Annotated in this window: 9 protein-coding genes and 1 pseudogene; 5 read left to right on the top strand and 5 right to left on the bottom strand. The window is 70.6% G+C overall.

The window, feature by feature from the left end; all coding sequences use genetic code 11:
- Window positions 1–203: 203 nt before the first annotated feature.
- Window positions 204–1196: a porphobilinogen synthase gene (hemB, locus tag ACFVWD_RS55465; protein WP_389606565.1), complete on the top strand. Its 993-nt coding sequence runs from the start codon at window positions 204–206 to the stop codon at window positions 1194–1196.
- 14 nt (window positions 1197–1210) lie between these two features.
- Here the strand turns inward: hemB and ACFVWD_RS55460 are convergent, their stop codons facing one another.
- Window positions 1211–1921 carry a DUF4232 domain-containing protein gene (locus ACFVWD_RS55460; RefSeq protein WP_389606563.1) on the bottom strand — a complete coding sequence of 237 codons (711 nt, stop codon included), beginning with the start codon at window positions 1919–1921 and terminating at the stop codon, window positions 1211–1213.
- 210 nt (window positions 1922–2131) lie between these two features.
- Here ACFVWD_RS55460 and ACFVWD_RS55455 point away from each other — a divergent pair, with 210 nt between their 5' ends.
- The 3 genes from ACFVWD_RS55455 (at window position 2132) to ACFVWD_RS55445 (ending at window position 5805) form a co-directional block, all read left to right on the top strand.
- A complete protein-coding gene (locus tag ACFVWD_RS55455) occupies window positions 2132–3502 on the top strand; it encodes a helix-turn-helix domain-containing protein (RefSeq protein ID WP_389606562.1) in 1371 nt (456 codons plus the stop codon).
- An 81-nt stretch (window positions 3503–3583) separates the two neighbouring features.
- Window positions 3584–4486, top strand: a complete 903-nt coding sequence (locus tag ACFVWD_RS55450; protein WP_389606560.1) for an SAM-dependent methyltransferase — start codon at window positions 3584–3586, stop codon at window positions 4484–4486.
- A gap of 122 nt (window positions 4487–4608) precedes the next feature.
- Entirely contained in the window at window positions 4609–5805 is a 1197-nt protein-coding gene (locus tag ACFVWD_RS55445) for a PLP-dependent aminotransferase family protein (protein WP_389606559.1), read from the top strand.
- 13 nt (window positions 5806–5818) lie between these two features.
- On the opposite strand, the gene ACFVWD_RS55440 is transcribed toward ACFVWD_RS55445, so the two are convergent.
- From ACFVWD_RS55440 to argS, 3 genes are all read right to left on the bottom strand, one after another.
- The gene (locus ACFVWD_RS55440; RefSeq protein WP_389606558.1) at window positions 5819–6706 is read right to left on the bottom strand and encodes a DUF4253 domain-containing protein; all 888 of its coding nucleotides are present in this window, start codon (window positions 6704–6706) and stop codon (window positions 5819–5821) included.
- A gap of 178 nt (window positions 6707–6884) precedes the next feature.
- Window positions 6885–7466 carry a lamin tail domain-containing protein gene (locus ACFVWD_RS55435; protein ID WP_389606556.1) on the bottom strand — a complete coding sequence of 194 codons (582 nt, stop codon included), beginning with the start codon at window positions 7464–7466 and terminating at the stop codon, window positions 6885–6887.
- Window positions 7467–7923: 457 nt separating this feature from the next.
- Entirely contained in the window at window positions 7924–9693 is a 1770-nt protein-coding gene (argS, locus tag ACFVWD_RS55430) for an arginine--tRNA ligase (RefSeq protein ID WP_389606566.1), read from the bottom strand.
- Between the two features lie 146 nt (window positions 9694–9839).
- Here argS and lysS point away from each other — a divergent pair, with 146 nt between their 5' ends.
- A complete protein-coding gene (gene lysS / locus ACFVWD_RS55425) occupies window positions 9840–11582 on the top strand; it encodes a lysine--tRNA ligase (protein WP_389606555.1) in 1743 nt (580 codons plus the stop codon).
- Between the two features lie 74 nt (window positions 11583–11656).
- On the opposite strand, the pseudogene ACFVWD_RS55420 reads toward lysS, so the two are convergent.
- Window positions 11657–12435 (bottom strand): annotated as a pseudogene (locus ACFVWD_RS55420) (hypothetical protein); the annotation flags it as partial.

The raw sequence follows: 12435 nt of genomic DNA, 5'->3' as shown, positions 1-12435 counted from the left end.
CCCGCGCCCCTGGGGCACGGGGCTGCGCCCCGGCGCCCCAGGCTTTTAGGGGCGCCGGGGAACTGCGCGATCAGCCCCCGCCGGGCCGCAGGGCAACGGGTCGGGTGGGTGGGGATGTGGGGCGGAGCCCCGTTCGGTGTCTGGGGTTTGTACCGGCAAGGTGTCGGCAAGGGGAGCCGAGGGGCGGGCGTAGCGTAGAGGGCATGACGAAGTACGGATCCTTCCCCGGTACGCGGCCGCGGCGGCTGCGTACGACGCCGGTCATGCGGCGCATGGTCGCCGAGACCCGGCTGCACCCCGCCGACTTCATCCTCCCCGCGTTCGTACGGGAGGGCGTGCACGAGCCGGTTCCCATCGCGGCGATGCCCGGCGTCGTACAGCACACGCGCGACAGCCTGAAGAAGGCCGCGCTGGAGGCCGTGGAGGCCGGGATCTCCGGGATCATGCTCTTCGGCGTGCCGGAGGACTCGAAGAAGGACGCCGTCGGAACCGCCGGGACCGACCCGGACGGGATTCTGCAGCTCGCCCTCCGTGACGTGCGTGCCGAGGTCGGCGACGAACTGCTCGTCATGTCCGATCTGTGTCTCGACGAGACCACCGACCACGGGCACTGCGGAGTGCTCGACGCGGAAGGCCGCGTCGACAACGACGCGACCCTGGAGCGGTACGCCGAGATGGCCCAGGTCCAGGCCGACGCGGGGGCGCACGTGGTGGGGCCCAGCGGGATGATGGACGGGCAGATCGGGGTCATCCGGGACGCCCTGGACCAGATCGGGCGCGAGGACGTCGCCATCCTCGCCTACACCGTGAAGTACTCCTCCGCCTTCTTCGGGCCTTTCCGGGAGGCCGTCGCCTCCTCGCTGAAGGGCGACCGCAAGACGTACCAGCAGGACCCCGCCAATGCGCGGGAGTCCCTGCGGGAGTTGGCCCTCGATCTGGAGGAGGGGGCCGACATGGTGATGGTGAAGCCGGCGGGACCGTATCTGGACATCCTGGCGCGGGTCGCTGACTCCGTCGACGTGCCCGTGGCCGCCTACCAGATCTCCGGCGAGTACTCGATGATCGAGGCGGCGGCCGAGAAGGGCTGGATCGACCGTGACAAGGCGATCCTGGAGACGCTGACCGGCATCAAGCGGGCCGGCGCCCAGAACATCCTCACCTACTGGGCCACCGAGGTCGCGCAGAAGCTCCGCTAGGGCCCGGCAGCCGCTCAGTACGCCAGCGCGTCGTCCAGCCTCTGCTGCCAGTACGTCACCGTGAGCTTGTCGTCCACGTACACGCCCTTCGTCGGGAGCGCCGGGGTCGCGCTGCTGCCCTTGGCGAAGCCGACGACGAGGGTCTTGGCCGTGTAGCCGTTGCCGCCGCTGCCGTCGGCGGCCGAGAGCAGGACGCCCGCGTAGCCGGACTCGCCCGGAGCCAGCGTGACGACCGCCTGCGGGTGGGTCGACTCGGCGACCGGCGGGACGGACTGGGCCTCGCCGAAGCGGGCGATCGGGTAGCCGGTCAGATCGCAGTTCTTCGCACCGGTGTTGGTGACGGTGAGGAGCAGGTGGTTGAGGGGGCGGGAGACCTCGGTCGCGGTGGTCTTGCTGTTGGCGCCGTTGCAGGCGGGGTTCCGGGTGGCCGTGGTGCCTGTGCCGTTCTTGCCGGCGGAGCCGGAGCCGCCGCTGGTGCCCGCCGTGGTGGTGCCCGTCGTGGTGGTGCCCTTTGAGGCGGCCGTCGAGCCCCCCGTCTCGCCCGCCGGCTTCGCCTTCGTACCGCCGTGGGCCGTGGACCCGGTCGGCCGCGCCGAGGAATTGGACGCGGCGGACGGACCCTCGTCACGTACGCCCTTCCCGTTGTCGCACGCCGTGAGGGCGAACGCGGCGAGCGCGACCGTCGTGGCGGCGAGGAGGCGGGTGCGGGCGGTGCGTGCGGACATGGGTGATCCCCCTGTGGGTGTGGCTGGTCGGCGGCCGCTCGACTGGTCGAGGGGAGCGGCGTGCTTGGATGACCACAGCTTGTCGGTTGATCCGTCCCGGCCGCCACGGTTGCCGGGGGATACGGGACGTCGGAACGGTCCTATGGGGTCTGACCAGGGGGAATACCGTCCCCCTGGAACGCGGCCCGGGACGCGGGGGAGGGAGAAACGGTGGCCGGGGACGAGTTCGCGGGGCTGCTGCGGGAGCTGAAGGAGCGGTCCGGACTCAGTTACGGGGTGCTCGCGAAACGGTTGCACGTGAGTACGTCCACGCTGCATCGCTACGTCAACGGGGACGCCGTGCCGACGGACTACGCACCCGTGGAGCGGCTCGCGCGCGTGTGCGGGGCGACTCCCGAGGAGCTGGTGGAGCTGCATCGGCGGTGGGTGCGGGCCGATGTGCTGCGGGGGCAGAAGGGGGTGCCTGCGGCGCCTGTGACGGATACAGCTTCCGTGGCGGATGTGGCGGATGTGGCGGATGTGGCGTCTGTGGCGGATGTGGCGTCTGTGACGGATGAGGTGTCCGTGGCGGATGTGGCGTCCGTGATGCCGGTGGGGGTGGAGGGTTCCTCGGGGGAGCCGGATGCGGCTTCGGAGGTTGTCGGCGGGCCCTCGGGTAAGGCTTCGACCGGGGGCCGGCGACGGCGTACGGTCCTCCTCGCCTCGGTCGCCGTCGCCGCGGTGCTCGCGTCCGCCGCGCTCGCGGTGCGGTTCGTGCCGGACGGCAAGGGGGACGGGAGCGGGGGGCGGGAGGTCTTGGGGGCCGCCGCGTCGTCCGGTCCCCGGGAGGGTTCGCGGGGGACGGCGTCCGCCGACGGCAAGCACCGGGAGCCGTCCGCCTCGGCCAGCGCCTCCGTCTCCGCCTCGCACGGTGGTGGGCCCGAGGCGTCCGTCTCGACGACGGCTTCGGGCGGCGGCGCGGGCCAGGACGTCGCCGACGGCGCCACCGCGCCCGTCGTGGCCGCCAACCCGTACAAGTGGGAAGGCCCGTGCAGTCAGCACTACCTGGTGAACCGGAAGGCCGCGCAGGTGCCCCCGCCGCCGAACGAGTCGGACGCGCGCGGGTGGGTCACGGCGCTCGGCGCGGTCGCCGGTCAGGAGCAGATGCTCGCGCTGACCGTGCAGGGGACCGGGAAGGCCACCGTGGTCCTGGATGGGCTGCACGTGCGGGTGGTGGGGAAGGACGTGCCGCTCGCCTGGAACGACTATGCGATGGGCGTCGGCTGCGGGGGCGGCGTGCAGACGAAGTCGTTCGCCGTGGATCTCGACGCGGGGCGGCCCGTGACCACGCCCAAGGCCGGGCAGCGGGACTTCCCCTACAAGGTCAGCGAGTCTGATCCCGAGGTCTTCTATGTCTTCGCGGACGCGCGGGCGCACGACGTGAGCTGGTACCTGGAGCTCGACTGGTCCAGTGGAGCGCGCAGTGGCACGGTGCGTATCGACGACAACGGGAAGCCGTTCCGGACGAGCGGGAATGTGGGGCGGCCCGCCTACGACTATCCGCTGGGCGGCAGTGAGTGGGAGACGGCCGCGACAGGTTAGTCAGGGGATGGGCACTATCAAGTCCCCCTAGGAGTTACGTTGTTGCCCATCGAATGACGCGACTCTCCAGGGAGAGGCTTTATGCCCGGTGATGCTCTCAGCCAGGACCCCGCCGAGCTGAGAAGGAGGATCGACACCACCAAGGCGCACCCGGCGCGCGTCTACGACGTCTTCCTCGGGGGCAAGGACAACTACCCGGTCGACCGGTCCGCGGCCGCCGCGGCGATCGTGGCCAATCCGAGCGGGTACCTCGACGTCCGGCACAACCGGGACTTCCTGCGCAGGGCGGTCACCACGCTGACCCAGGAATCGGGTATCCGTCAGTTCCTGGACATAGGTACCGGGTTGCCGACGCAGGAGAACGTCCACCAGATCGCGCAGCGGATCACTCCGGAGTCGCGGGTCGTGTACGTCGACAACGACCCCGTTGTGCTCGCTCACGCGCGTGCGTTGCTCACCAGTGGGCCCGAGGGGCAGACGGACTACATCGACGCGGACCTCGAGGAGCCCGCGCGGATCCTCGAAGGGGCCGCGAAGACCCTCGACTTCGAGCAGCCGATCGCCCTCGTGCTGGTGGCGATCCTGCACTTCATCGAGGACGAGCAGGCCTATCCGATCGTGCGTGAGCTGGTGGAGGCGTTGCCTTCGGGCAGCCGGCTCGTGCTCAGCCATCTCACCGAGGATCTCAACGCGGAGAACATTCGGGCGGTTCAGCGGACGTTCACCGAGCGGGGGTTCACGTTCGTGCTGCGGTCCAGGGCCGAGGTGGAGCGGTTCTTCACGGAGAACGGGCTCGAGGTGGCGGAGCCGGGTGTCGTGCCTGTGCACCGCTGGCGGCCGGACGGTGCGGCTCCGCTGCCCGAAAAGGTGGATCCCGCGTACTTCGCCAGCCTCGACGACATCGAGAAGATCCGCTATCGCGACATCAATGACGTGACGGACGCGGACATCAATGTGTACGGGGTGACGGGCGTCAAGCCCTGACTCCCGCCCCCGCCGGGAAGTTCTTCGTGTCCGTATCGCGGAATTGGTCGGTGTAGGGCGCAGGTTTCTTTCTAGGGTGGCGAGCCAGGGGTTGTGGGAGCCGTAGGAGAAGGAGTCGTCCTGTGACCGGTCTCGAGATCGCTCAAGCCGTGCCGCCGCTCGCCGCGCGGGCCACCGCGATCGGTGGGTCGCCGGTACGGGAGATCCTCGCGGTCACCGCGCGGCCGGAGGTGATCAACTTCGCGGGCGGGCTGCCGGCGCCGGAGCTGTTCGACGCGGACGGGATCGCCGCCGCGTTCCGTGACGTGTTCGCCCACGAGCCCGAGCGGGCGCTGCAGTACTCGACCACCGAGGGCGAGCCCGTGCTGCGGGCAGCCCTCGCGGAGCGGACCACCGCACGAGGGCTGCCGACGGACGCGGACGACGTACTGGTCACCACCGGGTCGCAGCAGGCGCTCTCGCTGCTCGCCACCGTCCTGGTCGAGCCCGGCGACACCGTGCTCGTCGAAAGCCCCTGCTATCTGGCGGCACTCCAGGCGTTCGCGTTCGCCGGGGCGCGGGTGGTCGCGGTGCCGGCGGACGGGGGCGGGATCGATCCGGACGCGCTTGAGGAGCTTGTCACTCGCGAGCGGCCCAAGCTGCTCTACACCGTGCCGACCTTTCAGAACCCGACCGGCCGGACCATGGCGGGTGAGCGCCGGGCCGCCGTCGCGTCCGTCGCCGCCCGGTGCGGGGTGTGGATCGTCGAGGACGACCCGTACGGCGAGCTCCGTTTCGAGGGCGAGCGGGTGCCGTGGATCGCCTCGTGCGACGGTGCCCAGGACCGGACCGTGCTCCTCGGGTCCTTCTCCAAGGTCATGGCGCCCGGCCTCAGGCTCGGCTGGCTGCGGGCCCCCGCCGCGCTGCTGCGGGCGTGCGCCGTCGCCAAGCAGGCCGCCGATCTGCACACCCCGACCGTCAACCAGCTCGCCGCCGCGCGTTATCTCGCCGACCGGGACCTCGACGCCCATGTGGCACGGGTCGCGGGCGTGTACCGCGAGCGGCGCGACGCCATGCTGGCGGGTATCGCCGACGCCCTTCCGGCCGGGTCCACGTGGACCCGGCCCGAGGGCGGCATGTTCCTCTGGGCGCGGCTGCCCGAGTCGTACGACACCACGGCCCTGCTCCGGGGAGTGGTGGAGCAGGGAGTGGCGTACGTGCCGGGCGCGCCCTTCTACGCCGGGGAGCCCGACCCCGCGACGCTGCGGCTCTGCTTCGTCACCCAGACCCCGGACGAGATCGGTGAGGGGCTGCGGCGGCTGGCGAAGGGGTTTCGTTAGGCAGGGGAGCCGGTCAGTCCCACCAGAAGGACCACACCCGCTTGCCGAGCACCTCGTCCGCCGCGTACGCGCGCAGCGTCTCGCTCTCGCCCTGCGTGATGTTGTCGGGGCAGAAGGCGAAGTGCTCGGCGGCCACCGCCTCGGCCTCGGCCGGTGTCGTGGGCGGGGCCGCCACCGACAGGACCAGCTGGTCGAAGGTGAGGGCCACGACCCGTACGCCGAAGCGGTCCTCCCAGGAGCGCAGGACCGCGCAGAGGCGGGCCACGTCACCCTCGTAGTTCACCGGACCGGACCAGCCGATCGCCGCCGGGATGTCCGCGCTGCGGCGCGCCGGGACCAGGGCGAGGCGCGGCTCCTTCAGCCAGGAGCCGCCGCCCGCGAGGGAGTCGGCGACCTCGGTGGCCAGGCCGTCCGCGTCCGCCCCGGGCGCGGTGGCCGGTGCCAGGCCGGGCCACTGCACGCCGTGCGGCGCGATCGTCTCGGCGAACTCCTCGGCCTCACCGAAGAGTTCGGTGACCGCTTCCTTGCCGGGGTGGTCCACGTCGGCGTCGAGCTCGAGCTCGTCCTCCGCGTACTCCTCCCAGTACCCCGCCAGTACCTCGTCGGCGTCGTGATCCCCCGGATACGACATCTCCTCGGGCATCAACTCCCATTCCTCCGGGCCGCCCTGGCTGCCGCCGACGTCTATGAGGAGGGGGAGCAGGCCGGCCGTGCGCGGGGCGGAACCCAGCGTGGCCCAGTCTCCGGGGGCGGCCGGTGCCTCGGTGTGCCACAGCAACGGCTCGTGCCAGGGGCCGTCGTCTGTCGTGTCGATCAGTTTCCCGGGCGGGAGTTCGAGGCCGAGCGCGCGCCCGCTCGGATCTGCCGCCAGCGAGGGCAGCGGGTTCGGAAGTGTCGCCATGCCGGTGACTTTAGGGCCCGCCACTGACAACGCACCTCGGGGTCCGCCCACGAGGTCCTGGAGCGCCGGGACACACGAACGCGGCGTGCCACAGGTGGTTCGTGGCACGCCGCGCGAAGAGGGTCAGGCGCGGGTCGAGGGCGGCGCAGTCCGTACGCCGGTCTCGACCCGCCAGGTGTCAGCGGTGGCCGTGGCCCGGGCCGCGGCCGTGCTCGTCACCGTGGCCGCGGTCGTCACCGTGGCTGCGGTCGCTGCCGTGTCCGCGGTCGTCGCCGTGGCCGCGACCGTCGTCACCGTGGTGCCTGGCGTCCCAGGAGAGGGTGTCGACCACACGACGGTGGTCGTTGCGGAGCGTGGCGGTGTCCTCGCGGTCGTCCCAGACGAAGTTGCGGCGGTCCTGGTAGACGTCGCGGTAGGTGTCACGCCCGAAACCGGTGTGGACGCGGACGGTGGAGCGGCCGTCCAGGCGCAGGTGGTGGAACGTGTAGACGCGGCCCTGACGGTTGGACAGCGTCCAGTTGTCCAGGTTCACGCTGCCGCGCCCGCTGTTGGTGATCTGCACCCACTCCTCGTTCAGCGAGCGGTTGGACCTGGAGCCGTGACCCGGGGCGTCGTACTGGACCTTGCTGATCTCCACCTGCGGACCGCGCGGCCCGGCTCCGTCGGCCACCGCCGGCAGGGCGGCTGCTCCCACCAGCGCGGCGGCGGACAGAGCGGCGGCGGCCAGGCGACGGGCCGTGAAGGTCTGCGAAGCGGTCATGGGTGCCCCCTTGGGGTACTGGCGGGTCGCGGCGACAGGATCGTGCCGGCGGCCCGCTGTTCGTGCACCCGGCCTGCTGGCCGGACACCGCATAGCTTGCCGACTGAAGTGCTCCGCTACGTCCCGGAATCGGAGGGCGTTGCCGATCAACGACATTGTCGTGATAGTCGCATGTAGTGCGCACGTTTTGTGAAGGTGTGTCGGGTTGACGCCTCTTCGGGGGGTGTGGCCGCATCAGTACTGACCTGCGCCACTTCTTCGCCATGCCGCGCCACCCGTCCGCGACCTCCGCCGTCACCCGAAAGTGAGTAACAGTCCCGAGCGGGCAGGGGCACGCGCTCGGGTGATCGTGCGTACGCGCGTCCGGGCGCGGAAACGCCTGATCCCGCAGGCGCGTCAGCGGCCTACGGGATCAGGTACTACGGGGTTTACGCCGGGCTCGGCGCCCCACGGGAGATCAGAGGCGCTCCGGCGTCCTGATGCCCAGCAGGGCCATGCCCTGGTGCAGGGTGCGAGCCGTGAGGTCGCACAGGAACAGGCGGTTCTCGACCTGGGCCGGGGTGTCCGCCTTCAGGACCGGGCACTCCGAGTAGAAGGTCGTGTACAGGGACGCCAGCTGGTACAGGTACGCCGCCAGTTTGTGTGGGGCGTACTCGCCGGCGACCTCCGTGATCGTCTCCGCGAAGCGGTCCAGGTGCAGGCCCAACTCGCGCTCGGCCGGGGCCAGTTCCAGCTCCGGGTGGGCGGCCGGGCGGACCTCGCCCGCCTTGCGCAGGATCGACTGGATACGGGCGTACGCGTACTGGAGGTACACGGACGTGTCGCCGTTGAGCGACACCATCTGGTCCAGGTCGAACTTGTAGTCGCGGTTCGCCGACGTCGACAGGTCGGCGTACTTGACCGCGCCGATGCCCACCTGCGTGCCGCGCTCGGAGATCTCCTCCTCCGACAGCTGCCCCAGGGTGTCCTTCTCCCGCACGACCGCCGTGGCCCGCTCGATCGCCTCGTCCAGGAGATCCACCAGCCGGACCGTCTCGCCCTCACGCGTCTTGAACGGTTTGCCGTCCTTGCCCAGCACCGTGCCGAAGGCCAGCTGCTGCGCCTGCACGTCGTCGCTCAGCCAGCCCGCCCTGCGCGCGGTCTCGAAGACCATCTTGAAGTGCAGGGACTGACGGGCGTCGACCACGTAGACGAGGGTGTTCGCCTTGAGGTTGAAGACACGGTCCCTGATCGCCGAGAGGTCGGTCGCCGCGTAGCCGTAGCCACCGTCCGACTTCTTCACGATCAGCGGGACCGGGTTGCCGTCCGGGCCCTTCACATCGTCGAAGAACACACAGAGCGCGCCGTCGGAGCGGACCGCCACGCCCGACTCCTCCAGGAGGCGGCAGGTCTCGTCCAGCATGTCGTTGTAGCCCGACTCGCCGACCACGTCCGGGTCCCGGATCTCCATGTCCAGCTTGTCGAAGACCGAGTAGAAGTAGATCTTCGACTCGTCCACGAACTTCTGCCACATGGCGAGGGTCTCGGGCTCACCCGCCTGGAGGTCGACCACCCGGCGCCGCGCCCGCGTCTTGAACTCCTCGTCGGAGTCGAAGAGCGTCCGCGCCGCCTTGTAGAGCCGGTTCAGGTTCGACATGGCCTCCTCGCCGGAGACCTCCGCCGCGCCCTTGTGGTCCAGCTCGTGCGGGTGCTCGATCAGGTACTGGATGAGCATGCCGAACTGGGTGCCCCAGTCGCCGATGTGATGGCGCCGGACCACGCTCTCGCCGGTGAACTCCAGGATCTGGACCACCGCGTCGCCGATGACCGCCGAACGCAGGTGACCGACGTGCATCTCCTTCGCCACGTTCGGCTGCGCGTAGTCGATGACCGTGGTGCCCGGGTCCTCGGCGAGCGGCACGCCGAGGCGCTCGCCGTCCTCGTACCGCGCCGCCAGGTTCTCGGTGATGGCCTTGTCAGTGATCGTGATGTTCAGGAAGCCGGGCCCGGAGACCTCGATGTCCTTGATCACCTCACCCGACTCGACCCGCGCCACGACCTGCGTCGCCAGCTCTCTCGGGTTCGCCTTCGCCTTCTTCGCGAGGGCCAGGATCCCGTTGGCCTGGAAATCGGCCCGGTCGCTTCGTCGCAGCAGCGGGTCCGCGGAACCGGCCTCCGGCAGGGCTGCCGAGAGGGCGTCCGCGAGGCGCTGGTGGACGGAGGCGGTGAGGGACGTGACCGAGGCCATGGAGTGGCTGCCGTTCTGCTCGGGTTCCGGGAGTTTCTGAGTACAGGAAAGCCAGTATCCCATGCGGTGAAAAGCCGTTTTCGCGGTTCAGGCCCGAGCTGGGAGAATGGTGCGGTCAGCCGTACTGGCGTATGAGAAAGAAGGACGTGCCGATCGTGGCTCAGAGCACCGAGACCACCGACTGGGTCTCCCGTTTCGCGGATGAGGTCATCGAGGAATCGGAGCGTCGGGCCCCGGGCAAACCTGTGGTCGTCGCGTCCGGGCTCTCCCCATCCGGCCCGATCCACCTCGGCAACCTCCGCGAGGTCATGACCCCGCACCTGGTCGCCGACGAGATCCGCCGCCGCGGGTACACCGTGCGCCACCTGCTCTCCTGGGACGACTACGACCGCTACCGCAAGGTCCCGGCCGGCATCCCCGGCATCGACGAGTCCTGGGCCGAGCACATCGGCAAGCCGCTGACCTCCGTCCCCGCCCCCAAGGGCTCGGAGTACCCGAACTGGGCCGAGCACTTCAAGGCCGCGATGGTCGAGGCGCTGGCCGAGCTCGGCGTCGAGTACGACGGGATCAGCCAGACCGAGCAGTACACCTCCGGTGTCTACCGCGACCAGGTGCTGTTCGCGATGAAGCACCGCGGTGACATCGACGCGATCCTCGACCAGTACCGGACCAAGAAGGGCCCCGCGAAGAAGCAGCAGGGCCAGAAGCCGGTCGACGAGGCCGAGCTCGAAGCCGCCGAAGGCTCCGGCGCCGCCGCCGAGGACGACGGCAGCTCGGTCGCCGGGTACTACCCGTACAAGCCCTACTGCGGGCAGTGCGAGAAGGACCTCACCACCGTCACCTCGTACGACGACGAGACCACCGAGCTGGCGTACACCTGCTCCGCCTGCGGCTTCTCCGAGACCGTCCGGCTGAACGAGTTCAACCGCGGCAAGCTGGTCTGGAAGGTCGACTGGCCCATGCGCTGGGCCTACGAGGGCGTCATCTTCGAGCCGAGCGGGGTCGACCACTCCTCTCCGGGGTCCTCCTTCCAGGTGGGCGGCCAGATCGTGGGCATCTTCGGCGGCAAGCAGCCGATCGGGCCCATGTACGCGTTCGTCGGCATCTCCGGCATGGCCAAGATGTCCAGCAGCAAGGGCGGGGTGCCCACCCCGGCCGACGCGCTCCAGATCATGGAACCGCAGCTGCTGCGCTGGCTGTACGCCCGCCGCCGCCCCAACCAGTCGTTCAAGATCGCCTTCGACCAGGAGATCCAGCGGCTGTACGACGAGTGGGACAAGCTCGCGGGCAAGGTCACCGACGGCTCGGTCCTCCCGGCCGACGCCGCCGCGTACGCGCGCGCGGTCGGCACCGCCGCCGGGGAACTGCCCAGGACCCCCCGCCCGATGGCGTACCGCACCCTCGCCTCCGTCGCCGACATCACCGCCGGCGCCGAGGACCAGACCCTGCGGATCCTGAGCGAGCTCGACCCCGAGAACCCGCTCGCCTCCCTGGACGAGGTCCGGCCCCGGCTCGACAAGGCCGAGACCTGGATCAACACCCAGGTGCCGGCCGAGGAGCGCACCGTCGTGCGCGACGAGCCCGACGTCGAACTGCTCAAGTCGCTCGACGACCAGGGCCGCGAGTCGCTGCGGCTGCTCCTCGACGGGCTGGAGCAGAACTGGTCGCTGGACGGCCTCACCCACCTCGTCTACGGCGTCCCCAAGGTCCAGGCCGGCTTCCCCGCCGACGCCACCGCCAAGGAGCTCCCGCCGGAGATCAAGGTCGCCCAGCGCACGTTCTTCGCGCTGCTGTACCACCTGCTGGTCGGGCGTGACACCGGCCCGCGCCTGCCCACGCTGCTGCTCGCGGTCGGCCAGGACCGGGTGCGCAAGCTGCTCGCCGCGTAAGGCCTTCGGCTGTACGACGATGGGGGCGCCCGTTTGATCACCGGGCGCCCCCATCGTCGTACGCGCGTCCGTGCCTACGCGATGTGGTCCTCCTGGAGTTCCGCCGTGTGGCGGTTGGTGAAGCGGTTGACCATGCGGTCGGCCTCGCGCTGCGGGAGCGTGGTGCCGTACGTCGCCTCCACGTCGCCCCTGAACTGGCCCGAGGTCGGATAGCTGCCGTCTATCGACTTCTTGAAGACCAGGTAGTAGTCCTCCTCGGTCGGCTCCGAGCCGCCGCCCGCACCCAGCTCACGGGTACGACCCGGGCCGGACGGGATCGGGAAGGTACCGGTGTCCTCCGGAGAGGGCTCCGGGGCGGGGGCAGGCTGCTCCTCGTACCGCTGCTGCGGGAACGTCGGCTGCTCGAACCGCTGCTGTTCCTCGAACTGCTGCCGGGCCCGGAACCGCTGCTGCTCCTCGAACTGCTCGGCCTGCTGCTGCTCCTCGTACCACTGCCGGTACGCGACATCCGGGTCGTACGTCGGGTCGTAGCCGCCCTGATACGCGACGGACAGGGGGTCCCGCGCCTGAAGCCACTGACTCTGCGGCTCGGCGTAGTCCTCCGGCTGCTCGGGGGGCTCGTTCGCCTCGGCGGCGGGAAGCTGTTCCCGGACAGGCGCCGCGTTGCTCTGTACGACGGGTGCCGTCGGTTCCGGCTCGCGCGCCACCTCCAACTGCGGAGCGGGGGGCAGCAGCGCGGGCTCGATGCCCGCGGCAGCCAGGCCGGAGGGGGCGGTCTCGGCGAGCGGCACGCCGTAGCGGGCCAGGCGCAGCGGCATCAGCGACTCCACCGGGGCCTTGCGGCGCCAGGCGC

Origin of the sequence: Streptomyces sp. NPDC058086 (assembly GCF_042885015.1) — a bacterium.
Taxonomy (GTDB): domain Bacteria; phylum Actinomycetota; class Actinomycetes; order Streptomycetales; family Streptomycetaceae; genus Streptomyces.
This window is presented reverse-complemented; position numbering and strand designations above follow the sequence as displayed.

What these genes read in the sequence shown, in the direction of transcription:
- hemB (WP_389606565.1), top strand. Translation starts at nt 204, where the DNA reads ATGACGAAGTACGGATCCTTCCCCGGTACGCGGCCGCGGCGGCTGCGT.
- ACFVWD_RS55460 (WP_389606563.1), bottom strand. Translation starts at nt 1,921, where the DNA reads ATGTCCGCACGCACCGCCCGCACCCGCCTCCTCGCCGCCACGACGGTC.
- ACFVWD_RS55450 (WP_389606560.1), top strand. Translation starts at nt 3,584, where the DNA reads ATGCCCGGTGATGCTCTCAGCCAGGACCCCGCCGAGCTGAGAAGGAGG.
- ACFVWD_RS55440 (WP_389606558.1), bottom strand. Translation starts at nt 6,706, where the DNA reads ATGGCGACACTTCCGAACCCGCTGCCCTCGCTGGCGGCAGATCCGAGC.
- ACFVWD_RS55435 (WP_389606556.1), bottom strand. Translation starts at nt 7,466, where the DNA reads ATGACCGCTTCGCAGACCTTCACGGCCCGTCGCCTGGCCGCCGCCGCT.
- argS (WP_389606566.1), bottom strand. Translation starts at nt 9,693, where the DNA reads ATGGCCTCGGTCACGTCCCTCACCGCCTCCGTCCACCAGCGCCTCGCG.